This is a genomic window from Virgibacillus sp. AGTR, assembly GCF_016919725.2.
GTDB classification, from domain to species: Bacteria; Bacillota; Bacilli; order Bacillales; family Amphibacillaceae; genus Virgibacillus; species Virgibacillus salarius.
Window position 1 is genome coordinate 1 of the sequence record NZ_JAJERH010000060.1, and the last position, 26,794, is coordinate 26,794.

The window sequence follows — 26,794 nt, forward strand, 5'->3', positions numbered from 1 at the left end:
CCCACGGAAAGCGAAGTAATTCGTCGGAGCATTGCCAATATACATCAAACATTTCAAAATAACTAATTGGCTTAACGCAGTCATTGCACTGATTTTATACTTTCTTAACTTACCAAAAAAGCTGTCGAGAAGTTCTCGACAGCCTATAGGGCTAGGTGAAGCCAAACTGTTCATCAAAATGTTAATAGCCTTCGAAATCCGTGCGGCTTTGTTTAATTCTACATGCTTTGTTCTATTTACGGAAGTATGTTTCCACAGCGCTGTACAAACACTATCCTCTGTATAATTTCACATAGAACCTGCTATGCAAGCTTTTTTTCCAGTTCTTGTGCCATCTTCAAGGAGAGCATTTAACGGATTCTTTCATTATCCACAGCCCTTTGGCTTTGACCACTTATTTTTGGGTACCCAATTTAATCGTTGTTTCTTTGCGCTTCCCATCACGGTAATAAACGACGGAAACGTCATCGCCAACCTCTTTTTCTTGATATAAAATTTTACGTAAATCAATCATGTTCATAACCTGTTTACCATCTAATTCAGTTATTACATCTAATCGCTTCAATCCTGCCTGATCAGCTGGTGATAATGGTTCTACACTCCACACATACACACCGCCTTCGATCTCATTCGGCAGATTAAGCGTATTATTCCATTCAGATTGCGGCACCTCATCTAATGAGTAGATTTCAACACCTAAATAAGGTCTCGTTACTTCTCCTTTACTTTCTAGCTCAGTAATAATCGGCATTGCCGAATCAATCGGAATGGCAAATCCTAATCCTTCCACGGCTGTTTCATTAATCTTCATGGAATTAATACCAATTAACTGACCCTTAATGTTAATTAATGCACCACCACTATTACCAGGATTAATCGCAGCGTCTGTCTGAATAACTTCAGCTTGCCAATCTGCGCGTCCATCTTGGTTGAAATCCTGTGGTATTGTTCGCTCCGTTCCACTAATTACACCTTGAGTTACAGAACTAGAAAACATGAGTCCTAGTGGATTTCCAATGGCAATGGCTGGCTCTCCTACCTTCACACTACCAGATGAGCCTAATTCAATAACCTTATCTACCTGTTCTCCATCCATTCGTAACACGGCTAAGTCTGAAAACAAATCACTGCCGATTAACTCTGCCTCAATATGTGTTTCATCAAATAATACAACTTCTATGGTATCCGCACCCTCAACGACATGATGATTTGTCACCACATAAGCTGTGCCATCCTCATTTTTATAAATGACACCAGAGCCTTCTCCAGCTTGATTATCACTTTCCTGTTGCTGCCAAAAATCATTTTTCCGTTGAATATTAATTACACCAACAACTGCCGGGGTGACTTGATTCACCACATCGGTTATCTGTGTAGATACATCAACATTCAGCGTTTGCGTTGGTACATTGGAATCTGTACTACCAGATTCTGTATGTAGCTGACTTTCTTCCGTTATGGAGATAATTCCCGAATCAACTAATGCGGGTAATGCTATTGTCACTAGCAGTACTCCGATAATTACGCCTAATAATACAGGTACAAGCCAATTTTTCTTTCTCTTTCGATATGGATTTGGTGGATAGTGCTCATCATAATAACCCATTTACCTACCCCCTTACGATCAACAGTTTAAAACATTTCACACTTAGTTATTCCCATAATGATTAAAAAAATAAACAAAATGTTAAACAACCTCATAAAGTGGTGTTGGACTTTTATGATCTGTATCCAATAAATTTAAGGATATTCCTCTTTCTCGTAATACACTATCTACCGACATACGAGCAAGATCTCGCATATTATTGTCAAGGCTCAAATGAGCTAAGTAAATACGTTGTGTATTATTTCCTATAATATCAGCTAAGGCGAGTCCACAATCCTCATTAGAAATATGTCCTGAATCGCCTAAAATACGCCGTTTTACATTCCAGGGATACCTTCCCATTCGCAGCATACCTACGTCATGGTTTGCTTCAAAAATGTAGGCGTCCGCATTTTCGACCGTCTTTTTTATTCGTTCTGATACATATCCCAAATCCGTCACAAGCGCAACTTTCTTTCCATGATGATGAAAAGTATAAAACATCGGTTCAGCAGCATCGTGTGAAACGCCAAATGACTCTACATCTAAGTCACCAAACGTCTTCACCTCTTCCATCCCAAAAAGAAACTTCTGTTCCGTTGCGATTTTTCCTATCGATCCTTCCATCGCTTTCCAAGTGTTTTGATTCGCATAGATTGGTAGATTATATTTACGAGCTATAATGCCAAGTCCTTTTATATGGTCACTATGCTCATGTGTTACTAATATGGCTGATAATTCTGCTGGGTCGATATTAATCTCCTGAAACAATCGATCCATCTGTTTTCCGCTTAATCCTGCATCTACTAGCAATTTTTCCTTTTCTGTTTCTATAAAAAAAGCGTTACCTGTACTTCCGGATGCTAGTACACTAAAACGTAGGGTCATTCCTGTTCACTCCGATTTTTATTATCATCTACTAATTGATTTAAGTAGTCAATAAAGCCTGTCTTCCACTCGACCTCATCGTTTATTTGTTTATACAACGGTAGGCTGTCGGTTATTGTTGAAGTAATAAAGCTCGTGTCATCACTAGGATAAATATAACTTTCAACTGCATTAAAGAAATAATTTCTAATGTTATCCTCTGCGTCCTTAATACTGACTAGATAGGTTGGTGCAAACACATGAGCTCCTGTATCTCGTTTGATTCTCGTATAATAACCATTCTCTATATTAACAATTTCATCATTCGAATATAATTTGTTTTCCTTATATAATTCATTAAACATCGTATTAACCTTAATTAAGGTCAACTTTTCCCCTTGTGGCTCTGCTTCACCGAGTAACGTCTGTGTGTAATACATCATTTCATTTGCATCATTTAAATACACAAGTAATAAACCATATTGATTGTAGTAGATAGGTCGGTTATTTTTATTTTGGAAAAAGATTAATACATTCGTGTCTTTATTCCAACCCCAATAGCTAAATTCATCGGAAAAAGCAACATAGCTTTTGACAAGCTGACTAATACTCGTTACACTTGCTTGCTTGGGAATCGAAACAGGCTCTTTGAACCTTGAAACAACCGTATAATTATTAATAATTTGTGGGTCCTGATTACTTAATCCAGCTATTCTCTCCATTTCAGTATCTGTCAGCTTTTTGGGTGATACCTTAATAACCGAATCCTCTGTAATATCCACCTCTTTATCACTAATTTTAATGCTTTCTGCGGCGAGCTTATCTTCGAGCGTCTGCTCCTGATAATTAAATTGCTCGGGATTCGCTCGATCTTGCTTATCGATAAATTGATATAGCAAATAAACATCGAGGATTAAGAAGCAAAGAATAAATAATGTTTTGATTTGATTCCACTGCATGCCTAATCCTCCTTCTTTTGAGGATTTAGTCGTTCCTCAAAATTAATTCTCTGCCAAGATCCATTTAACTTCATAAACCAGCTCGGCTCCAATTCAACGTAATCGTTTGGATCATTTTCCTTATAATTATATTGATAGCCTAATTGAATACCTTGAAGGTTTTTTATACCCTCACCAAGGCGATCTTCCAAATGAGAAATAACCGCTTCACCAGAGGGGATATCCCATTGCTCTTTTTCCAATTCATTTCTTATGCGCAGTAATGAGCGTTTATAGCTAAAAATTTCCTGTTCACGGAACTGCATTTCCATTAATGATAGGCCAAACTGGTTGTAAACAGGATAGCCATTATAATGCATTTGATAGGTGATACTATTTGTTGCTAGATCCGCGCTCATCAATTTGTAATCGCCTGTCCAGCCATTATGTTCATTGATTTCATCTACACTTTTCTCCAATAAATTCATAAACCCAAAATTCGATAGCACCTTAGGAATCGGATTGTAGTAATCCATTCTTCTACCGTTTTGCTCCACTCTTAACTCACTAATCCCATTTGAATAATTAGCTGAACTAAGCTCTGTATTCGATCTACTGACCGTATCCGGATTTTTAAATAATGTCTCTACTAATAAATTTGGTGATATTTTTTGAATGGTAAACAGATATTTATACTGATTTGTCGGTTTACTTGGAATATAAAAAGCTTGCTGTCCTTCACCAACTTGTAAGAACTCGGTTAACCCTTCCCGTGAAGCAATTAATTGCCTGAGATTCTCATAAATTACTGAGTCCGTGATCACTGCCTGTGCTGTTTTACTACCATTTAACGCCGGAATTTGTAATGTTATCGTAGATGCATCAGCATTCAATGTCATATACATACGCTGAAAAGACCAGGTTGGTAGCTTTTCCATACTTTCTGAATCTGTAAACGAGAAGAGTCTGTTGGCCAATTCAATCGGCAGCTCCTCTGGGAAAATCAATTCTATATCATAATCGGATAACTTCTGCTTCGCATTATAGATAGAAAAATCCGTTAAAATCCATGATTGCATTTCTTCAAAAAACCGTTGGTTTTCCTTGGGATCTTTATAGCCAAGATGCTGATTAGTCGCGTGAAAAATAACAGATTGAGGTGAAATCAAGCTGTTTGTTTTCACAGCTGACCCACCAATATCTATTCCTCCTACCGCAGGATTCTTATCTAACGGACTATACTCTTTCTGGTAGCTCCAAAGTCCAAATGTTAGTAATAAGCTTACGCCTATCAACAGGACTAATGCAAATGATTTAAATGTTTCTAGCTTCACGATGCACCCCTCCGCTTCTGATTCATAAGCGGCAGTGTAAAGAAGATCGTTGTCCCTTTACCTTCTTTGCTCTTTGCCCAAATTTGTCCATGATGCGCCTCCACAAGCTCTTTCGCAATTGCTAAGCCGAGTCCTGTACCACCAAGCTTCCTCGTCCTCGCTTTATCTGCACGGTAAAAGCGTTCGAATATTTTATCTAGTTTATCATAAGCAATACCTAGTCCCTGGTCATGGATGCTAATCAATAAATAATGACGTTTTTGTTCAGCTTTTAGCTTAATCGTACCACCTTCAGGAGAATATTTAATCGCATTTGAAATAATATTATCCAATACCTGTGTCATCTTATCCTTATCAATCCATACATGATAGCTTCCGTTTGGAATTTCTCGTTGTAATGCAATATGCTTCGGAATATGCATTTCAAATCGATCAATAATATGGTGGTAATAGCTAATAAAATCTGTTCGTTCCTTCTGCAATGGATACTCCTCTGCATCCATTTTTGAAAGCTGTAATAAATCATTAACCATACGAATCATTCGTTCCGTTTCATTTTGTGCCACACTTAGGAACTTAGGGGCTATTTCTTTATCCTGCCAAGCACCGTCCGTTAACGCCTCGATATAACTTTTCATCGTCGTTAAAGGTGTGCGCAGCTCATGTGATACATTGGAAACAAATTCTCTACGTTCCTGATCAATCTTTTCTTGCTCCGTAACATCACTAATCACCGTTATAAAGCCAGTTACTTCATCTTCATCATCAAACACTGTGGAAAAATTAGCGCGCACAATAAACGCTTGTTCCTCATCACTAAAATCAATAATCATCGAGCCACTATCCTGTAATTCTGTAACATCGACCATTTTTTCGTCCAGCTGCAGTACATCCAATAAATATTCTCCGATCATATCATCAGGGTTATACCCAATTAATCTTCCTGCAGCTTCATTTATAAGCGTAACGGAACCAGAATTGTCCGTAGCAATTACACCATCTGACATATTTGACAAAACCGAGCTAAGCTTTCTACGCTCCTCCTCAATGGTTGCATACGAATGCTTTAACCGGTTATTTAAATCATTAAATGTCTCTGAAAGATGACCAATTTCATCTCTTCCATATACATTTACTTTCTGTGTAAAGTCACCTGTTGCCATGTTTTGCGCCTGCCTACGCATTTCAATAATCGGTTTCGTAATGGTACGAGCCACTAATATCCCTATGAAGGCAGAAACCGTAATTGCTAATATCGAGCCACGAAGGAATATTTTACTAATATTGCTTAATTGATCATAGACGGATTCTAAAGACGCCTCTAAATAAATAACACCGACAACAATATCACTATCATCTTTATCTAAAATAGGCTGTGCTAGGATATAAAACCGATCATTTGCCTTTGCTCGTATATCAGGTTGAGGGGCATTACTTGTAAGTGCACCTTGCACATAACTATTGGTTGTCTTCTTTCCAATATCATCCTGTGTTGTATAGTCACTTGTAGCAATCACTCTACTTTGATTACTAATCACCTGTAGACTTGTAATATCATCTGCTTGAACCTCTGAAACAATACTTTGAATTTCCTCATTTAATGTTGGTTCATCAGGATTGTCCTCATCACGCTCACGTGCAAAAGCCTGAGCTAAATTATGACTTAACAGCTCCACTCGATCCATAATCGATCCTTTAAAGCTCTCTACTAAGCTCTCCTCTAATTTCACTGTAAAAAATGAGCCGATAACCTGAATAGCTACCAGCAATAAAAGAATATAAATAATAATAAATTTTAATTGAATAGAACGGAAAAAGCCGACTTTTCTCATGAATAACTACTCCTGATCAGGATTTCGTAAATAATACCCTACACCTCTTCGGGTTACTATCCACATTGGATTACTAGGATTCTCCTCTATTTTCTCACGTAGTCTTCTCACCGTAACGTCAACGGTACGAACATCACCAAAGTAGTCATAACCCCATACGGTCTCCAATAAATGTTCCCGCGTCATAACTTGTCCCATATGACGAGCAAGGTAATGAAGTAATTCAAATTCGCGATGGGTGAGTTCTATTTGTACACCATCACGGGAAACAACATACGCATCTGGATGGATGACTAGCGATCCAATTACAATATCCTTTGTTGCCTTCACAGTATCGTCTGGAACTACCTGCTGTCTACGTAGATTTGCCTTCACTCGAGCAATCAGTTCGCGGTTACTAAATGGCTTCGTTACATAATCATCAGCACCTAGCTCTAGCCCTAGCACCTTGTCTATCTCTGAATCCTTTGCTGTCAGCATAATAATCGGCATTGTTTGCGTTTTTCTAATCTCTCTACATACTTCATTGCCATCTTTATTTGGTAGCATAATATCCAAGAGGACTAAGTCAGGCTTTTCAGCTTCTGCAGCCTCAATCGCTTCGTCACCATCATTCGCTACAATAACTTCATAGCCCTCTTTTTCTAAATTAAATTTTACTATATCTGCAATTGGCTGTTCATCATCTACTACAAGTATTTTTTGACTCATATCTGCCACATCCTTCTCTTTCACAATCCTAAGTTTATTTTATCTTACTTTTGTTCAAAAGTCTTTTCTAGTATACGGGTTCATTATCAGGTAAGTTGCTTTTACTATAACCTTATATATGTTCGAAAGCAATGAGAGGTTTTTAACGTAGATAAGAGAGGAATTTTAAATTTTTTTACATTTATTCTCTTTGGAGTTCATTATTATCTTAATTCTATATCATAAAAAAGACTGATTCAAGAGCAGCTCCTGAATCAGTCCTTTATAATTACTTTAAATAATCGGTAGGATCCTTACGTACCCCATCTTTATACAACTCAAAATGTAAATGAATACCAGTTGATCTACCTGTCGTCCCCATTACACCAATTTTACTACCTTTTTCTACGGTTTCACCAGCTTCTACATCCATCGAGGCTAGGTGGGCATAAATGGTTTTCATCCCGTTGTTATGATTGATAACAATTTTATTACCATACCCTCCATTATCGTAGCCTGCTGATACAATGGTTCCATTATCAGCTGCTTTAATGGTGCGACTGCTCGGCCCAGCGATATCAATACCTTTATGAACGCTTCCCCAGCGTTTTCCCATCGGACTGGATATATGACCGCCAACAGCTGGCCATGTCAATTTGCCTGTTCCACGAGAAGGGATTACTTTCGTACCTTTGATAATGATCTCTTTTTGTGGTTTTTTTATGATTTTTTCATCAATGACTGTTTGATTTATTTCTTCACCATTACGTTTCTCCATAGCATACAAGACTTCTTTTTTACCATGTTTACCTTGCTGCTTTACTTTCTCTTCTCCCTTGTAAAGCTCATCCGATTTAATCACTTTCGTTTCATGCTTTACGTTTTCTTCTGCTACATGTGCTTCCTTTACAACAACCTCGGCAAACGGACGATAAGCAGTCACATGAATCGCTTGATTAACATGGAGCACGCTATCCTCAGCTAACGACTTGTTTAACTCAAGCAATTCTTCCATAGATAAATTATATTTGCTAGCAATCTCACCTAGCACTTCTCCTTCATCCACCTTATGCACCTGTTCTTCCAATGTTCCTTTTTTCATCATAGTAAGACCTTGCTCTACTGTTAATAGCTTCTCCGGATCAATAACACCATCTGTATATGTAACATGGTTTGAAAGCTCAATACTTGTTACAATACGATCGCCAACTTCTAAATCATCCGCAGTAATTTTTGTTCGGCGTTGATTATCTGGATTTACCGCCATTTTTTCCTCTAATGTCTGCCATTCTTGTTTCTCGACATATTCTGCTTTATAGCTTGCTATGACTTGCTCCGCTGTCTCATAATCTTTAAAAAAGCCTACGCTTTTATCGCCAATTTTTAGCTCGATAGCTTCTGCCTCTATCGTTATATTTTCCTGCACAGCAGCTAACACCTTTTCATTATCAAATGTTGGATTAAAGACCTTTTCGGAGATAAGCGAAATATCTTGTTTGGGACGTAACGTCAAATTGCCATCATTATGCTCCACTGTAGCTATCTTCTTATCTATCATTTGTTGAATCGCTTGCTCATTATCAACCTTACCAATGTGCTCACCGTCTATATACACATGGTAAACCGTTTTTAGATCGTCTGCTGCATAGACGGTTGAAACAGTAAAGAATGTGGCTATTAGTAGGAAAACACCTAATTTTATGTATAAGCTTGATGAAGCTTTATTTCCTTTTGTAAACACTTACAGTTGCTCCTTCTTGCATTTCTCTCTATCTACATTTTTATCCTCTTTTAAACTAACATAGGATAATAGTCTCAGAAAGAGCTATAACAGAACTGTAAAGAAAATGTATAATAGCATACAATTTTTTACTATTCTATCGAAATAGCAAAACAGTGTGCTTCATTATTGCTTGGTAGTCAGTTTTAATACATTTATTTCTGGAGAGTTGAACAAACGAAAATTTAAAAAAGATACGGCATCGCTACTCCCTAAGCCGGCACTCACATATTGCTTCGTTCCTTGATACTCCCACAACCCCTTAATTCGATCAGCAGGAGGAAAAAATCGATTTGGTTCATACCAGGGTTCAGGAACAAAGATAGGTCCTAGAATAGGTAACCTGATTTGTCCACCGTGATAATGTCCAGCAATAATTAGATCATACTTCCTCCATATTAAATCAGGGCTTGCCTTAATCGTTTCTATTCGCTTGTCGACAATAGGATAATGATTTACGGCAATAAGCAGATCTGATGTATCCATATCTTCTAACACTTTTAGATCTTTAATCAGCTGCTGTTGATAACTTAAATAAGCAGGATTTTGAGCATATGGAGGCTGAACTACCCCTTGTACATTACCCAGAGCACGTTCATTTTTGATAATAGATAGTTCAAAATTAACAAAATGGATGGCTGATTCCCCTTTATCAATGGTATAAAGTGATTCTAAGAACGTAACATTTCTTTTTTTCAATCCGTTTATAAATTCACTTGTTTCTACTGTTGAATCAACCTGATAGCTAAGCGGATCAGTATTACCTGGAACATAGAGGATATTTTCCTTATTATCCAACCCATCAATAATCGTATAAAACGCCGAATCATTTTTGCTTCTAATGCTATCGAGCATATCACCTGTAAAAACAAGCACATCATAGTCAATACCATTAATAGCTTGGATTAATTGCTGTTGATTTTCCCCAAATAGTTGTTCATGTAAATCTGTTATTTGTAGGATCGTAAAATCTTTAAAGGAATCTTGAATACCATTAACCTTAATTTCTTGCTCCACAACAACAAATCGATGATTATCCCATATTGTATAGGTAACGAATCCAAGTAAACTACACAATATGAGCATGGCTATCTTTTTTCTCCCTATAGTAATCATTCAGGAAATCTCCTTTAACCTGCATATAACCGGAAGTAAGAACCCTCTTCAAGCAAACAAAATATGGATAAATGGAGGATCTACTGCCAGTAAATGTCCAATTGGTTCGGACCTACATGGAAGTAGGTCACAAAGGTGTTGCCACAGGACGTGGCGATTTAAGCCTTTGTACGTATTTGTTTCACTAAAAGCCGGATGAAAGTTTCACTGTATATAAGGTACTTCATGTATTTTCCTTCTACTTCAAACCGTAATAAATGGATTAGCGAATGGCTTGTGTCTGTTTCTGTAATAACTGACATAGGATACCTTGATCGTCCGATTCTAACTGTCTAAAAGTCCCCATTTGCTTGACCGCCCCTTTATCTAACACAATGACTTGATCAGCGTGATGAACCGTAGACAACCGATGGGCAATTACTATCAGTGTCATCCTACCCTTCAATTTGTTTAACGATGATAAAATCTCTCCTTCATTTTCGCTATCCAGCGCACTAGTTGCCTCATCCAACACAAGAATTCCTGGACTTCTTAAGATCGCACGTGCCAATACTAGCCGTTGCTTTTCACCACCAGATAGCTTCATACCCCTATCGCCAATAACCGTATCTAGTCCATTCACTAAATTCCTCACAAACTTAGCAGCAGATGCAAAATCTAATGCTTCCCATAGTTCCTGTTCTGTAGCTCCTGGCTTAATTAACAACAGATTTTCTCTTATGCTTGTATTAAATAAGAATGGATCTTGGGCAACATAACTTACTGTTTGCCTTAGCTCGATCAAATTTTCCTTTGTAAGTGGAATCCCATCTACAAAGACCTCGCCCTTTTCTGGTTTATTTAAACCCATTAAAATATCTATTAACGTGCTTTTACCTGCCCCAGATTTCCCTACAAATGCGGTCATTTTATTTGCTGGAATAAATAGAGATATGTTACGTAGCGTATAACCAGCTTTGTTACTTTCATAGCGAAAATAGACATTTTTGCATTTGATACCCTCATTTACAGTTATTGGCTTTATTTCTTCATGAGATCGAGACGTAAATTCTATCGCTTGATTACATTCATGTTGCAAATGCTTTACCGCTTGAAAGGATGGAATAGTCGTGGCAATTCGTTCCATGGAGGCTTGAATATCTACAACCCTCGGCCATAGTCTGGAAAAGATGATAATAATTAACATGAGCTGGCTGCCTTCGGCCTGTAAAAGCTGAATGGCCACAAATATAAAAAAAGCGATTAAAACAGCAGAAGCTATTTTATAGTAAAGCTGTGATGTCATTTTTAATGTTGTAAAATGAACTTGTTCTGCTTGCATACGCTCTGTTATAGATTGATACCACCTTATTCGAGATCCTTCCAGTGTGTTGCTTTTAATATCCTTGATTCCATTTATATGATCCGTAATTCCTGCAAGATAATCTCTTCCTAACTCATAGTTTTTACGACCTAATTGTAGGGATTGCTTTAAGAACTTTCGATTAAAGTAAATGAGTAGCAACCCACAGATTAATACCATTATGGTAAGAGTTGGTGATAATATAAAGGCAAAACCAATTTGCACGAGCGTAAACACAAGTGACGTACAAAACATAAGAATCGAATTTATTCCTGAACTGGTACGAGAAATTTCTTTCTTTAATAGATTAATCAGGTCAGACTTTCGATGCTTTAGATAAAAGCCCCAATTCGCCTGCATTAAACGACTGTATGTTTGTATACGTAAATGCCTTAGGAAGCCCTGCTGTACGATAGCATTTTTAATGGCAACGCGCCGTTGGAGAAGGTTCTGTACGATTGCTAGCAAAATAAAAATGCCTAATATAATAGGCAACCCCATTGAGCTCGGAATGGTAGATAAGAAATCAAACTGTTGTATTATTGCTAGCTCTTCTGTATTTATGTCAACAATCCCCATCAAGCTTATCATTGGGACGAGTAGTAATATGCCTGCTCCCTCCAAAAAACTCATGCATATCATAGCAAGCAAATTTACGTAAAGTGTTTTCCCAGCAAATTCATGAATTTGTCTTAGGAAGTAATAAATATCTTTCATCTCGTGCTCCCCCTAATTGCATACCTCACTGTCTTTCTCCAAAGCCATAAAAAAGGGCGTAGCGGGAAATATAAAACATGTAGTTTTTTCGGCAGTGGTAATGTTTCTCCATCCTCTGGATACGGATATAAAAAGCTTAATATAAAAACTAGCTTTTGCTTCGGTGCCATGAGTGAAAACAAATGCCATTTATGATAGCGAGAAACCTCTTCAGGAACTGGGGAAGCATGGAGATTCACCTTTCTTTCCAGATAAAATAATGCATCTTGCGCTAACGCTCGGGAGCGTTCTGTACAAAGCGTTTTCCATTCCTTGGGAAGTGTCGTGTTTACTAGATCACGGGCTAACGTAATACTCTGCCCGCCTATGTGATGATAACCGTACTTTTTTAAATGCTTATTTAAGCTCATCCAGTCCATTTTCTGCAATTTCAGCATTTGCTGTATATCTATAATCCATCGTAACCTTGACCAGCCATGACGTGCTCCATGTGAAACAAGAAACAAAAACAAGTCCTCGTATCCAAGTAAGTAAACAGGTGACTTATGAAGCGAGCTTTTCCTCCTTCTATCCCATAATTGAGTGAAAGACGGTTCTTTGGCAGGGCCTGGATGTAATCGCCAATGTAATTCCAATTTAATTTGTTTTTGTGGATGAATATATGTAACATGATGATGTCTCCATTTCCAATCATTTAAAATAGTTTGGATATAATCATCTTTTTCATATCCAAAGCGTTTAAGTAATGCCTCTGCTGTCTTCAAACGATCGAGCGGGATAAGTACATCAATATCACTTGAAGTCCGTAGAGAAATATCCCCGTATAACTCGTGTGCAAGCACTGGCCCTTTTAAAACAATAAGCGGAATAGCTTGTTTGGCAAAAACATTACTTACCTCATCGATTTCTGCTGAAAGATGAAGCATTTCCATTGTATTGCGTCTATATTCCTTACTTAAAAACTGTATGACATCAGAAGGTAACGATATTGCTTTGTTCACTTTAAGCCTCGAATAAAGTAATGGATAAATACGATGATGCTTCATAAGATCTATACATTTATCCCAATCAATAGCTGCAAAAATAGCTTGTTCATTGTTTTCATTTATAAGGTCAAGAAGTAGCTTTACTTCATTAGGTAGGCGAGAAAGGTTTAAATACTTATCCATGATAATCACCAACGGACTTACCTGAATTTGTGCGCATCGCGAATGTTGCTACCACCGTGAATTTTCTCATTCCTGCTTTACCTGTAACATAATAAGAACCACTACGTAGCCAGGAATGAGCGATCAATTCATCATTCGCATCTTTTGCCGTTCCTAAATACAATGTGCTTTCCATATGGCGTCGACGTAGCATTTTTTGTCCAGCAATCGCTTTTACTAGACACTGACTATCCCATGGTGTGTATCGACTCATTATTTCAATAGATTCTGAGATGTGCTTCAACACGTGGATATTCGTTTCTGTGATCTGACTTGATGTTTCTTCCGATTGATTGCCTAACAAAGGAGAAACCATTGCGAAGGGTAATGCTTTAAGAATCCTTCCCCATCCTAAATAAAAGAAAGCTTCTAATAAACGTATTTTTGCTTCAGAATTCAATAAAATAAATAATTTTACGTTATGCATCATACATGTCTAATTCCTTTCCAACGTCATTTAAAAAGGAAATAAAGATTAGGCTCTTATCTGCTTGCATCGCTACATTGAAGCATATTCTATGATAGCGATTCCGGATTAACTTGAATTAATCCCTCGTTTAATAAATGCCTCAAAAAAGTCAGAACCTGTTCCTCACAAGCGTGCTCCTCTACATCATATTGACTAGTTAGTAATGAGATTAAAGCCTTGATGGATATTGGCTTTTCGATATGTTCCCAAATATCCCCTCCCACTGTTCCCAAATTATAATACGAGCTATTTTCCATACATAGCATGACTTTTTCACCATCCATGTCACTTACAATTGCATTGGTATCTTGGCTAACTAATTGATGGATGGTAAGCTTTTGCTGCTTGATCATTTGTATTCCTCCTTGCTATCCATTCTGATTCGATAACGTCTGCAAGCTGTTCCGCCGTAAAATAGGATGTTGGGCGTTGTAATTGATAGATATCTAGTTTATTTACCATTTTAGCTATCGTATGAAAATGCCATTCCAATAACCCTGATTTTTTCAGTAATGACTTGCGAAACGTATGTTTATACAGCGTTTGCAACCGTTCAAGATTGTGAATTGGCTTTACCTGAATATCCTGCTTATCACTTTTTACTAATTCATATACACCAATCAAAGGTAACCATTCGGAGACAAATTGGTTCAAGACCGGAATAGCAAATTTTGATGCTCTATCGATAAGTGGACGATACTTCGTTTCCTCCATTCCAAAATGATGTAAACTTTCTAACCATAATTTTTGTTGGGGATACGCTGGCTTAATATATGGAATGCCACTCTTCTGGAAGGTTACTGGAATAAGGTCATCACTTACTAAATGATATCCTCTTTGTAAAAATTCAGATGCTAGCGTAGACTTTCCAGCTCCTGAGGAACCTACAATGGCAATGGCAGCTCCATCAACAGCTATCGCACTCCCGTGTAAAGGAAGCGTTTTCCGCTGCATTAATAGTATTCCCATACTTGTACCTAGGATAAATAAACGAACTTGATCTTCCTGTGCACCATCACATGGCGAAACAGTTATGTTAGTTCCTCCTTGGATTGCATAGATAGCCACCCCATCAACCTTAAACATACAAAAATTCTCTTTAATTATAAAAAATTCATCCTCTTGAAATAGCCTTGCCCATTGTTCCGTTAAATCCGCTCTCGTTATGATCACGTCACGTCCTTGTCCCTCATTTTCAAAAGACATAGGCAGTAGCTCTGGTAACGCGATATCACTAGATATCGTTAATCCGAATGCCCGATAATCCACGCCTCTCATTCCCCCTCTTTATCCCGCATATAACTGGCAGTAAGACACCACTTCAAGCAATAAATGTCCGATTCGTTTCAGGGCCTTTAGGTCATACCCTTGTGGTACTAACCATCCGTGGGGATAAACAAAACCCCTACGGATTAAAGTTAAATTTGTTCGGGCTGTCTCAAATTTAGCTCTCTACTTTTACAACTACTGGATGAGACAAGCCCTAATGTAAGTAATGTGATATGGCTGTTTTAATTCTTATTCAAGAAGTGTTCAGCCGCTAACAAAACGATGTTTTCTTTAGCTACCAAGATTATCGTCTCCTGAATCATCACTATCATCCCACCATTTGCCACCATGGCCTTTGCCCTTGGTAAGGCTTACACTAAGCTGATCTAATACAGGCTTTTCCCATTCTTTTTTCATGAAGTTCCCCCCTTTCATCATCATTCGTTCATTATAAAGAACATTAAATGGATAAAAAAGCGCGAATTTCTTCGCAATTTCGTTCTTTATAAAGAATATAGTGCTAATTTACCATGGCTCTCTGCTATTGTCAATGCTAAAAGCGATGAAGCCAAGCTAATTTCCTAGATACTTTATCGTATTACCTTCTTGCTTAACATGTGGTGCTGTATTTTCATTAATGTATATCCATTCTTTGATTGAAGTGGAATCAATCTCTGTATATATCACATTATCTAAGATGGCTACCTCCTTCGCTTTATTAATACGGATAATGGGGATCTTTGTTGCTGACTCAAATTGTGATGATTGAATAACAGCTTCTGCACCAGTATTATCTACATGTAAATCGCCAATTTGCTTAAATACACAATCGTTAAATTCATAGTTACCTGAACTATTCAGATCAATCCTTCCCTTTCCTAGCTCTGATGATGCAAATTCACAGCCATTATATGTTCCTCTAGGTAAATCAAGTCCATACGTTGCGTTATAGTCAATAACTTTCAAGCGATTAAAGATACTACCATCAGCTGCTTCACCGACTATATTACGTTCGACCGTTTCACCTGTGATCGTTACATCACTTAATTTTATGGGTTGATCCTTGATTTGTAGCGAATTGATTTGTTTTCTATCATTTGCTAAGGTAATATTTGAAACTTCTACGCCATATGGCTCTTTACTTTGAATACTTAATTGTGAATTTGTGAATTCCATATCTGTAAGTAGTGTATCTGGACCGAAAATCGTTGCTAACGAGTCCGACATACGGTTACCGCGAAAGACTGCTTCGCCTTCTGCCACAATTTTACTAGCATCAAACGTATTATTTTTAATAACAGCACCAGACCGAAACGATGTAGCTATCGCGAGACCAATTGAGGAATTCGCTTTATTCGGCCCAAGATAATTTTCATCAACCGTGACATCTTGACCATCATAAAGAATAATATTATACCTTTCATTATTATATATCCGATTCTCTTTTATAAGGATATTGTAATTAGGATAAAAACCTGCTTCAATATCAATTCCTGATTGAGGGGCGATTCCCTTGATGTTATGTATCTTATTTTGCGTGATCTCCATGTTAGAGACGCCAGCAACGGTTATTCCTTGCCTACGATTATTTGCTGATTCACTATGCTTTATTTCAACGTGATTGGATATATCCTTATTCCAATACTCCAGTTCTACGCCAGCTATCTCTTCTGTATCAAACACAGCATGAAAGTACGCTGCCTGCTCTGGCACATTGACCATACTCCAATCAAGCTCCTGATTCTCTACCTTTTGAATAAATGTACCATCTGAACGATAAAAAAAGATATCATAAGGGGTGTTGGCATTCATATTTTTTGGGCGCGAGAGCTGAATAACTCTGTTTACATCAAAAACGGGATGCTGGAAATTTGTCTTTACATTTCCTTTGGTTCGAATCTTCGTAGAATCAGCTATCAATTCTCCCTTCTTACCAATTGCACCCAATTCAAAATCACTTTCTTTTAATCTATTTATTTGTTTCGAACTCCCGCCAACCATAATGCCATCTCCAGTGAAATTAATCGTCTTTACATCTTCTATCTTTAAATTATCGGTACCAAGAGCTAATATTCCCATACCAAACTCATGGGTGCCATGGCTATGAGACGTATCCTTTCCAGTATAATCGTGTGTGTCGCGATCCCCTTGAAATGTCCCACCTTTAATGGATACATTCTTCGTCTCTGGACCGACATATACAATTTCATAGCTCTCATATGAATTGGTTTCCTTTTTTAGAATTGCTTCATCAGCTAGTTCTAGTGTTAGATCGCTTACCATATTTAGGCGAGCATTCGGATCAGACGGCTCCTGTCCCTTATCTATTAGATACGTTCCAGCCGGTATATAAAACGTGTTGTAATCATTTCTACTTGCCCACAGTAACGCTTTGTTTAAGCCTTCTGTCGTTTCCTTTGGATGTGTACCATCATTATAGATCCCCCATCGTTCCAAATCCACAGTATAACGCGACGTAGAATCATTATCACCACCGCCTTGTTCATCTGTAAATTTCATTATCAAAAAAACAGCACCTAAGACAACAAGACCTAAAAATAGCAAATACTTCTTCTTCAATTCTTTCACCTCGCTCGACAGCTGGATTCTAGCAAGCACCCACATTATGTTAAACTTCTATTGCATTGCCTTATATATATACACATTTTTTCCCTTTAATGGGATCGTTTTCTGTAGTGAAAAGTAAGATGTTCCTTCCAACTTCTCGGTTCTTAAAATGATATCAACCTGGTATTTTTTCATTAAAGACCGTAATTCTGTTTGCGTCAATTCATTGATATGACCAACATTATCATACTTTCCATCATATATATCCATGAACCGTTCCGCCCATTCCTTATAATATTTTTCATTAAATGGAAAGTCTTTGCTAACCGGTACACTTCGATTTGCAATTAAGCGTAGTTTTTGATTTACTAAATGATCCACATCAATATCTGCTAATATTTGTGCATCCTGAGCGGTATTTTCCTTCACCCATGCATAAAGCTCATTCCGTGGTTCTGAAATATCAGGAATATTAAAAGCTAGTTTTCGATCCAACACAAAAAAGCTACCTGCAAAAGCCAATAGTACGAGTATCAAATAGAAATAATGTAAACCTATTCGTTTCATTAAATAGCGATCTAAATAAATATGAAGCTTCAATCCTTTTTTAGCGAACAACCAATCACTCCATACTGCATAAACGAATACAGCCCCCATCATTAATGTAGAGAGCTTTATATCCTGTGTAAGTACAGGAATAAACGGAAGATGCAGCAATAGGAATGAAAGATAATCTTTATTTCGTAATTTGTAATACATGTAATAGGCAAAGATAAATAAATAGAATACGGGGACAAATACAAACGTGCGATAGGGAATTATGGTTACGATCGATTTGATAGGAACCACTTCAACAAAAAGATAACCAATAGCCATCATGAACGTAATATAAAGCCCATACAGCTTGAGAAACCTTAGAATAGAAGCTGGCAGCCTCTTTCTTATTACATAGATCATATAGATGATGATAACGGCGTACATGATAGCAATGAACCAATTTTCGATACCAAACTTCGATGGAATATAATGATGGGGATGTCTAAGATCACCAATGATTGTTGTGTATTCCTTACTCGATAAGAGTGCTACTCCCTTTTCCGACAGCTTTAATGGTATATAGCTAACGAAAAATGCTCCGATTATCGAAAGCAAACCTAAAATGGACCAACGATTTATCATCGATTTGATTTCACTGAAATTATACGTAGCAACGAAAAGCAGTCCAGCTATCGCTAATCCATGTAATGTTAATACAGGGTGAAGCAGCATAGCAATAGCAAATAACATACATGATGAAAAGATGTTAGCTCGATAAATTAGAACGAAGCCAAACAGAATAAACACTAAGGAAAATTCCGCTGCACTGAATACAGGTGTACTGAAAAACCAGGCAATCGTTCTCGGAATACTATAAAAAGAAATGGCTCCTAAGAACATTCCAATAAGAGCGATATACGTTTGCTTGTTGCTAAGAACATATAATAAAGTGAAAACTGCAATGTTTAGCAGAAAGATCCGTAAAAGATTTACAAATGCAATGAACACTGTATAATCTACATGAAACACGTTTGCTCCAAAAATATAAAAATAGGAAACGTACAATCTAGGGGAAAATTCTTCAAATGTATTTGTATAAAAGTCAGCTGGCAGAAACTGCTTATTTAATAGCTTCTCAATTTGTGGAAAGCTATCTACTACAGGCCACCCCCAAGCAACCTGATAAAAGTAAACGGAAAATAAACTAATGAGAATAATTATAAGGCAGAAGATCAATGATCCATATTTCTTTGTCCTATTATCATTCACCCTAAACTCCCCCTAGATCCATTACGCTTCCCATAGATGGACATACTCACGTTTTGTACATATTGCATCCACATGTATAGCATTCGCTAGTAAATCATCCTGATAATTAGTAATATCCTCTGGTCTGCCTTGCAACTCAGGAGACACCAAGCATAATTTAAATCCTGCTTGCTTTAATTTCGTAAAACGTTTCCTATCAATTGGTAGTCTGGTAAAGCAATCTATCCAAACCCAATTCACTCGCCCCTGCATCGCAAGAATCGTATCTATCCCTTCGAACTCGGAAAATCGGATAGCAATATTCCGTTCTCCATGACGTGTCAGTTCATAAATCATCGGAAAGGAAGAATCTAGAAAGAAGTAGTTCGTAATATGATAGTTTTTTAATAGTGTTTGAACCTTATGCTCAATTCGTTCACTCTTAATATTTAAGATCATACAACCATGTTGATAATGCTGCAGAAACTCCTCCAAATCCTCTCCATCCTCAAAAGGATCATGTTGCAAAATAATGCGTCCTCCTGCATCTCGCAAATCAATCTCAACCCCATAATGCTTAGGTAGCTTATTTAATTGAGCAACGGTATTTATTCGATGAGCAATATAGTCCATTATCTAGCTAACTCCTTTTTTAAGGTCGTACTAAAATCTAGGGTACGTTTTATAAATTTTACCTTGGCAGCTAACCCATTATTCCAGCTTGATTCCCCATGTAATCGGTCTGGGAATACGACAGCAAACCGATGAATTTCCAAATCGGCCTTCCTAGCCATATAGAACGCATATAGATCCAGCGAAAAGTCATCTGGCGGATTAGACCAGCTTAAATAAAAGCTACGATGGAATACATTTGGCTGCGCATTTATATCACGGAGCTTTTGCTTTAAATATAAGCTTTCAAACAAGCTCATTCCGCCTGTAAACAGCTGATCGAACAACGGCCTATTTTTTCGATTTCCCTTCACAAATATATGTTGAGGTGAGGGACTATTGTCTATTACCTCCATCGCTTTGATAACATCTAATGGATCTGTTTGTAAATCTGCATGGGTCCACCCTAAAAATTCACCTCTGGCATGACTTAAACCGTATAAAATACCATATCCATATCCGCGATTCACTTCAATTTCTAAGCGTTGAGCAAATGAATATTGAGGAACCCATTGCTGCAACGTTTCGCTGCTTTCATCCTTGGAACCATTATTGACTAAGAGAATTTCGACATCCTTTCGTTCCATTACCTGCTCCCATCTAGCTAATAAAGCTGGGATATTTTTCGCCTCATTATAGCAAGGAATCACAATGGAATACTTGATCATTTTTTAAACACCCACCATTTCTGAACCGTAAAATTTATAATTGTACTTGCTGCCGTCGCAATCGTAAAGCCAACTAACGTTATCGAGCTTATATACGTCAGGATGAAGAAATTTACACCAACATTAACTCCAAGTGTACTTACATACAGAAGTGTAAACTTATAAAATTGGATGATAGCATGTTGTTTTTTTTCAAACGTCCAATACTTATTGAGAAGAAAGGCAATGATCATTCCGCAAATATATGAAATCAGTTTGGCAATATTGGGATCTAAATTTGGAATCAGGATAAAATATAGCAAGCAATCCACAGCAACAGCAGACATTCCTACTACGATGAAACGCAATATCTGTCTAACATGGCTATTCATTAAAGGGAAACTGGCTTTTTCCATTGATACAATGCATCCAACTCAGATATTTTGTCTTTATTTATAAATGTATCCAAATGTAAACGGTAGGGATGCCAAGCACATTTATGGAAGAAGCTCTGCCAGTATTGGAATGTTTTTAAATCCGTAGGTGTACCCCAACCAATATAATGATCCACCTCAAGCACTTTTACATGTAATCCCATCTCGATTAGTTCATTGAAACAGCTATCTATATAAAATTCACCATTCACTCGTATATTTTTTGCAAATAACCGGTTGATAGCCTGTTGAAAATAGCTCGCTTTTCTAAAATAAAACGTCCCAACAATCGCATGATCATCATAAGGATGATCACTGATTGGCTGCTTTACGGATACCTCTGTTACACGATTCTGTGTGTCCACCTTCACCCATCCATACATTTCTGGATTTACTTTACTAGAAGGATGTCTTCGAAACGTCCATATAATGGCATCAATATCATCATCATGCATTAATTGTTGATATACGGCCTCATTCCATAAGGCTCCGTGGTCACAGGCTGAAATAAGTAAGGATTCATCCAGATTTATTCTATCCAAGGCTAATGCACAGGTTTTCGCCTGCCCTTCCATTAGCTCTTCTACCACTAAAATTTCACCCGACTCCCCATACATTCTTAGGTCTTGTTCTATATCATAGCGCTGCATATGTTCTTCCAAGCACATTAAAAATTGTTTGTTAGCCTTTGGTAAATATGCGTTTGCTTGTATAAACATCGGTTTCCCAGAAACCTCTATAAAAGGCTTCGGCAGCGAATAACCATTTCTAGCAAAGCGACTCCCCGCACCAGCTAATGGTAGTATGGTTGTCATTGGATATATTTCCTCGGCTTTGTTTCCTTCCATAACCCTATGAAAATAGCTCGACCAACGTTGGTATGCTTCCATATCCTCTGGCGTCCCCCATTGAAGCATATGTTGTATTTCGTAAATGAATGTATGCAATCCGTCCCTTTGTAATAGGTTATAAACGAGACTGACATAGTATTCTCCGTTCACATGGATATTCTTTTCCATAAGTTCTGTAAAATATTTTTTTACAAAAAAGCCTTTTTTAAAGTAATAGGTTCCGCTTGAAGCAAATTCCTCCATTCTATTCGAAGTGAACGGCTGTTTTTCTTTTATTTCTAGCATCCAGTTATGCTGATGACGCATAAATGCATAATTGGTTGTTCCTAACATATGGGGATGAAAACCTCTATACGCCGGTATGGCACCGTCAGCATTTCTTTCTCGAGTACGTGCTAGAAAATCATCATAGCTCCAGTAGCAAGAGAAGTCACAATAATTAATAATGACCTCTTCCTCATCGTTTATTTCCTGCATAGCTCTTGTAACTGCATATACTGGTCCCTGCTTATGTGGTGATATACTAATAATTTTTCCCTCTGGAGCAATCCGCCTAAGTATACTTTCCATATTTGTGGCTTGCAGGTGATCCTCTCTACAAATAAATATAAAGCCCGTTTCTTTGGGAAATAAATTCACTACATGCTCAATCATTGGCATGCCATCCACTTCAATTAATGGCTTTGGTTGCTGGTAACCTGCTCGAACAAATCGACTGCCTTGTCCTGACATAGGTATAATAATTTTCACTTTCATCCTCCTAATCCCTTATTAACGCGCAGGAAAACCTCTACTGTTAAACGTTTACTTTATACGCTCTGTCTAAATTTCTCTGCTTCCCAATCGCTTAAGTACCGTAACTCGTTATTATCTAATGGTTGTTCTTCACCATATAACGATGCAAGTGTCATAATATGTGCTTTGAATACTTCCTCCGTTTCTTTTGCTTTTTTGCGATTTACAGACACAAAAAATAAGTAGCCTTTATAAATAACTACTTTCGGTAGAGTTTGATACATATCCATATACTCTTTTAATGCTGCTACGTCCTGTTTACTAGTTACATTTACAGCGTAGTAACCACAAAACACAAATGTATCTGGACATAAAGGCGGTTTGTAAAATAATGTTCGCACATGCTGGAGCATCTGTGTCAAGTAAGGATCCTCCGATAAATAAGCAGTGATTGGGGAGCTGTCAACCGTGTACATTAGTTGTGAAAGTTCATTGCTAAGTCGATAGTGATCGAAATAAACACCTAGAAGCTTTTCAATGGTCATAACAACATGATTGGTTAATCGCTTCACTTCATTTGCGTCATCCGCGCTAACAATTAATCCGTGATTTTGTAAAAAGATAATCTGAGGTAATTGCTGCCATTGATCTAGATAGTTCACACACCTCTCGTTTAATTTGATAGCAAGATCGATCCCGGGTGTTTCGTATGGAATAAATAGAGCTTCAGGAAATAGCAACTGTAGTTGGTCTCTCCCATTTTGTTTACATGTAAACATATTTACGACGATTGGGTGCGTATGAAGCGTATATTTATAAAGCAGAGCATGTAGGAATGTTTCGATAGATGGTCTATGGTCAACCGAATATACCGTTTCTTTCATTAAATTCCCGGCAAGCTGCTCTCGCTTTTTTTTATCTGTTTCATGTAAGACTTGTTCATTTTCTAGGATTTCCTGTATCTTATTAAGGCTAACTTCTACAAAGGCATCCGTCTCATTTACATCCGACAGCAGTTGTCCCGAGGCTTTAATGAGCATCTTTCCATTCGCTAACTTAACAGAGGAATTGCCACCTCCAGCTTGAATTAAATCGAACCGTTCCCCAGCGAAGCGTGAAAGCCCAACAAATAGCTTCTTCTCCTCAACCATGTTTCTATCCACTCCCTTCCATAAACTGGTTTTATAACAGCAGGCGAGGTGCTGTTAAATTTTTTCGTATACATGCAAAAAGTTCCCTATAGCTAGTGGGTTTTTATGAGCAGCCTTTTGATTCAACCAAAAAGATGTTATTCCTAATGTCGATGCTGCTACGACATCTTTTTCATAATGATCACCAATCATAATGACTTCTCCTGCTTCCATTCCCAATTTGTTTAACGCAAGCTGAAAAATATGCGGATGTGGTTTTTCTACACCTGCTTCTTCACTCGTCACCATGTAGTTGATACGTTCTTGAATACCGAGATAGACTAGCTTCCGATGCTGAATATGAGTCGTCAAATCCGTTACGATACAAATTGGTATTTCTTTCGTTTTATTTAGAAAAGCATGAACACCTTTTTTCAGCCGCATCGCTGGTAAAAATGTATCCCAATATAACCGATACGCTTCTAATGTATGTACTTGCGCATTTACGTGTAAATATTCAAACATCCGTTGAAAATAAAGCATTCGATTATGGGAAGCTGCAGTAGCACCTAGATCTGCCTTTACAGAATTCTTTGCTAGTTGAAACACTTGCTCCAGCTCCGCATAACTCCTAGATGTATGAGAGGCTATATAAGCAAATACGGCATCCATCCCCTGCTGATGCGCATATTCATAATCATATAGTGTATCATCAAGGTCCAATAGGATTGCTTTAAAATCCATTGCAATTACCTACCTTTCATTTTCTCACTAATAAATACGAGGATAATTAATTGTATAAATGCCTCATAGCCATCCCGCCACTCAATCATATGGCCTCGAGTAACTTCATTTAAATTTTCAATACAGAGATTAGCTAATTCATGGACTGTTTGCCGATCAATTGGCGCATGTAATTTTATCATCTGATGCTTTAAATTAGCGTGATAATCATGTGTATATGAAATATTTGCATTATCCATTTCCTCCAATACATGCTCGAGAAAAACATCCGCATTACAGGTGATTGTTAATTGAATTGCAGGATTCTCATCTGGGTTCCCGATCGCAAATGGCTTATCTGTATAATATTTGATAATAATATCGGCATATTCTTTTTGCGGATAGATATATTTCTTTGCATCTTCCACCCTAGCGTCAATTTGCTTCATTAGCTTCTCTATCGAGTAACCACGTTCGTTACAGTCTCGTATAATCTTCCAATGTCTTCGCAATTGTTCATCTGTATCCAGATAAATTTTTAGATCTAATACCTTTCTCGTTCTGGCTAATAAAAGTGGATGTAGTCCACACATGACAATAAAATCATTCGGGTCTATCTTCTGGGGATTTGTAAAGCTCCCCTTTTGATGGTCGTATTCAACGCGTTTTGCCGAGTTACCATTCTTCAACCTTTCTAACGTAGACGCCTGTTCATGCAGAAAATTGGCCTTCGGGTTTAAATGGGTATACTCTTTCCACTTCTCATGACCTCGCTCCCATTTATGATCACCGTCTCCTTCAACTATAAGTAACCTCTCGGCACCAAATAAATTCATTAACCCTTTTGTTAGTGTTGTTTTTCCAACACCACTATCGCCGCCTATGCCAATTACGGTTGGCCTTAACCGCACTTTGTATAAGGAATTACTAATAATGCCATACCTATAAAAAATCCAAATTAAACATAGCAAAATCCCTTCAAATAACGTAAATATCAAATTAGGTACAAAGCTATCATTCTGATCGATATGAAAGAATTCAGAAATAGCAAGTAATGTTGGATTTGTATTGGGATAAAAAAAGATAAAATAACCTAAATAAGCGGTAGTTAATAGTAAATATTGATACATATTATGTTTATTCTCATACGTCTTAATAAAAAAGAATGACGCAAACACAAAGGACCAGGCATACCAATGAGGCATTGGTGGAATAAATAGCACAAATGCAAAATAAAGCATGCCTAAATAGGTATACAATAAATCAGCATTAATTTTATCGAATCGAAAAAAGTGAATATAAATTAATGCAATAACAAGCGGTGCTACATAAATCTTGAGATAGTCAATTTCCAAATATATATCGAGCATTTTAAATTGATCTTCATAGTAAAAAACCGATAGTTGATACCCCTTTGAAAATAGAAAAGGGCTTGATAAAAGAAACCAAGTCCCAAGTGTGATTATACTGAATCTCATTACATCAATCGTTCGATGCATTTTCAAAAAATAGATAAGAAGTAATGGCAAAGCAAAAATTGCTGGCATTTTTAACGACAATCCAACCGCAAAGAAAACCGCAGCAACGACATGCTGTTTGCGTAGTAAATAAAATACCGATAGCAATAAAGCAGCTATCGGTAATAAATCATGATGTGGATATAGATAACTCGCTATAAAAATAAGGGGGGAACCATAATAGATAAACATGACCCGCTTTTGCTTTGTCGGAAACGTTCGCAGTAGTACATAATAAATAAGTATATCTGCTAGTAATGTTGGTAGCTGTATAAAAAACGTTTGAAGATGCTGCCCATCCAATCCGAACAGTACAACTGGCCAGAAAAAAAGCGCTAATATAAATAGCATTCCTGATGGATAAGGAAACGTCTCAAGAAATTCTTTTCCCTCATAAAACCTAGTCCATGCATCACTAAATGTCCTGATAAAATGGTCTACACTTGGTATTGTTACATCAAACATATCCTTCGGTATCCAAGCATACATCGTGATCACTTTAAGACATGTTATACCAATAAACCACTTACTCTGAAAGGTGTCACTTCGATCCATCTTCATATCATCCCCCCTTATGGAATTTTC

23 protein-coding genes are annotated in these 26,794 nt (G+C 37.4%); all 23 read right to left on the reverse strand.

What is annotated here, in order from left to right; all coding sequences use genetic code 11:
* Positions 1 to 394: 394 nt before the first annotated feature.
* Positions 395 to 1,606, reverse strand: coding sequence for a S1C family serine protease (locus JUJ52_RS17390; protein ID WP_121604195.1), 1,212 nt, complete (start codon positions 1,604 to 1,606; stop codon positions 395 to 397).
* Between the two features lie 81 nt (positions 1,607 to 1,687).
* Positions 1,688 to 2,473 (reverse strand): MBL fold metallo-hydrolase, encoded by a 786-nt coding sequence (locus tag JUJ52_RS17395; RefSeq protein ID WP_121604196.1) that lies wholly within the window; start codon positions 2,471 to 2,473, stop codon positions 1,688 to 1,690.
* Complete coding sequence (locus tag JUJ52_RS17400) at positions 2,470 to 3,411, reverse strand: two-component system regulatory protein YycI (protein WP_121604197.1); 942 nt, start codon at positions 3,409 to 3,411, stop codon at positions 2,470 to 2,472. The genes JUJ52_RS17395 and JUJ52_RS17400 overlap by 4 nt, the downstream gene beginning before the upstream one ends.
* Before the next feature lie 2 nt (positions 3,412 to 3,413).
* Positions 3,414 to 4,724, reverse strand: coding sequence for a YycH family regulatory protein (locus JUJ52_RS17405; protein ID WP_026680490.1), 1,311 nt, complete (start codon positions 4,722 to 4,724; stop codon positions 3,414 to 3,416).
* A complete protein-coding gene (gene walK / locus JUJ52_RS17410; protein ID WP_166530713.1) occupies positions 4,721 to 6,556 on the reverse strand; it encodes a cell wall metabolism sensor histidine kinase WalK in 1,836 nt (611 codons plus the stop codon). Before walK ends, JUJ52_RS17405 begins: the two co-directional genes overlap by 4 nt.
* Before the next feature lie 6 nt (positions 6,557 to 6,562).
* Positions 6,563 to 7,267: a response regulator YycF gene (gene yycF / locus JUJ52_RS17415; protein WP_026680489.1), complete on the reverse strand. Its 705-nt coding sequence runs from the start codon at positions 7,265 to 7,267 to the stop codon at positions 6,563 to 6,565.
* A gap of 268 nt (positions 7,268 to 7,535) precedes the next feature.
* Entirely contained in the window at positions 7,536 to 8,987 is a 1,452-nt protein-coding gene (locus tag JUJ52_RS23610) for a M23 family metallopeptidase (RefSeq protein WP_121604200.1), read from the reverse strand.
* Between the two features lie 165 nt (positions 8,988 to 9,152).
* The gene (locus tag JUJ52_RS17425; protein WP_121604201.1) at positions 9,153 to 10,142 is read right to left on the reverse strand and encodes a metallophosphoesterase; all 990 of its coding nucleotides are present in this window, start codon (positions 10,140 to 10,142) and stop codon (positions 9,153 to 9,155) included.
* Positions 10,143 to 10,404: 262 nt separating this feature from the next.
* Positions 10,405 to 12,201 (reverse strand): ABC transporter ATP-binding protein, encoded by a 1,797-nt coding sequence (locus JUJ52_RS17430; RefSeq protein ID WP_121604202.1) that lies wholly within the window; start codon positions 12,199 to 12,201, stop codon positions 10,405 to 10,407.
* Positions 12,198 to 13,370, reverse strand: a complete 1,173-nt coding sequence (locus JUJ52_RS17435) for a nucleotidyltransferase domain-containing protein (RefSeq protein WP_226983590.1) — start codon at positions 13,368 to 13,370, stop codon at positions 12,198 to 12,200. The genes JUJ52_RS17430 and JUJ52_RS17435 overlap by 4 nt, the downstream gene beginning before the upstream one ends.
* Positions 13,363 to 13,839, reverse strand: coding sequence for a lasso peptide biosynthesis B2 protein (locus JUJ52_RS17440; protein ID WP_226983591.1), 477 nt, complete (start codon positions 13,837 to 13,839; stop codon positions 13,363 to 13,365). Before JUJ52_RS17440 ends, JUJ52_RS17435 begins: the two co-directional genes overlap by 8 nt.
* 86 nt (positions 13,840 to 13,925) lie before the next feature.
* Positions 13,926 to 14,231 (reverse strand): lasso peptide biosynthesis PqqD family chaperone, encoded by a 306-nt coding sequence (locus JUJ52_RS17445; protein ID WP_121604203.1) that lies wholly within the window; start codon positions 14,229 to 14,231, stop codon positions 13,926 to 13,928.
* On the reverse strand, positions 14,191 to 15,156 hold the full coding sequence (locus tag JUJ52_RS17450) for an HPr kinase/phosphorylase (RefSeq protein ID WP_205389353.1): 966 nt from the start codon (positions 15,154 to 15,156) through the stop codon (positions 14,191 to 14,193). Before JUJ52_RS17450 ends, JUJ52_RS17445 begins: the two co-directional genes overlap by 41 nt.
* A 282-nt stretch (positions 15,157 to 15,438) precedes the next feature.
* Positions 15,439 to 15,564 carry a paeninodin family lasso peptide gene (locus JUJ52_RS17455; protein ID WP_161629264.1) on the reverse strand — a complete coding sequence of 42 codons (126 nt, stop codon included), beginning with the start codon at positions 15,562 to 15,564 and terminating at the stop codon, positions 15,439 to 15,441.
* Between the two features lie 156 nt (positions 15,565 to 15,720).
* On the reverse strand, positions 15,721 to 17,727 hold the full coding sequence (locus JUJ52_RS17460; RefSeq protein ID WP_205389354.1) for a right-handed parallel beta-helix repeat-containing protein: 2,007 nt from the start codon (positions 17,725 to 17,727) through the stop codon (positions 15,721 to 15,723).
* A gap of 57 nt (positions 17,728 to 17,784) precedes the next feature.
* On the reverse strand, positions 17,785 to 19,521 hold the full coding sequence (locus JUJ52_RS17465) for a DUF6798 domain-containing protein (RefSeq protein ID WP_205389355.1): 1,737 nt from the start codon (positions 19,519 to 19,521) through the stop codon (positions 17,785 to 17,787).
* A 21-nt stretch (positions 19,522 to 19,542) separates the two neighbouring features.
* Positions 19,543 to 20,133, reverse strand: coding sequence for a PI-PLC domain-containing protein (locus JUJ52_RS17470; RefSeq protein WP_026680480.1), 591 nt, complete (start codon positions 20,131 to 20,133; stop codon positions 19,543 to 19,545).
* Positions 20,133 to 20,840, reverse strand: coding sequence for a glycosyltransferase family 2 protein (locus tag JUJ52_RS17475; RefSeq protein ID WP_034678712.1), 708 nt, complete (start codon positions 20,838 to 20,840; stop codon positions 20,133 to 20,135). Before JUJ52_RS17475 ends, JUJ52_RS17470 begins: the two co-directional genes overlap by 1 nt.
* A complete protein-coding gene (locus JUJ52_RS17480; protein ID WP_121604209.1) occupies positions 20,837 to 21,235 on the reverse strand; it encodes a GtrA family protein in 399 nt (132 codons plus the stop codon). The genes JUJ52_RS17475 and JUJ52_RS17480 overlap by 4 nt, the downstream gene beginning before the upstream one ends.
* On the reverse strand, positions 21,211 to 22,854 hold the full coding sequence (locus tag JUJ52_RS17485) for an NTP transferase domain-containing protein (protein WP_205389357.1): 1,644 nt from the start codon (positions 22,852 to 22,854) through the stop codon (positions 21,211 to 21,213). Before JUJ52_RS17485 ends, JUJ52_RS17480 begins: the two co-directional genes overlap by 25 nt.
* 59 nt (positions 22,855 to 22,913) lie before the next feature.
* Positions 22,914 to 23,990, reverse strand: coding sequence for a class II aldolase/adducin family protein (locus tag JUJ52_RS17490; protein WP_205389358.1), 1,077 nt, complete (start codon positions 23,988 to 23,990; stop codon positions 22,914 to 22,916).
* 54 nt (positions 23,991 to 24,044) lie between these two features.
* Complete coding sequence (locus tag JUJ52_RS17495; protein WP_121604211.1) at positions 24,045 to 24,713, reverse strand: HAD family hydrolase; 669 nt, start codon at positions 24,711 to 24,713, stop codon at positions 24,045 to 24,047.
* Between the two features lie 5 nt (positions 24,714 to 24,718).
* Positions 24,719 to 26,794: MptA/MptB family glycosyltransferase (locus JUJ52_RS17500; protein WP_483887873.1), on the reverse strand; the 2,076-nt coding region annotated here is incomplete at its 5' end.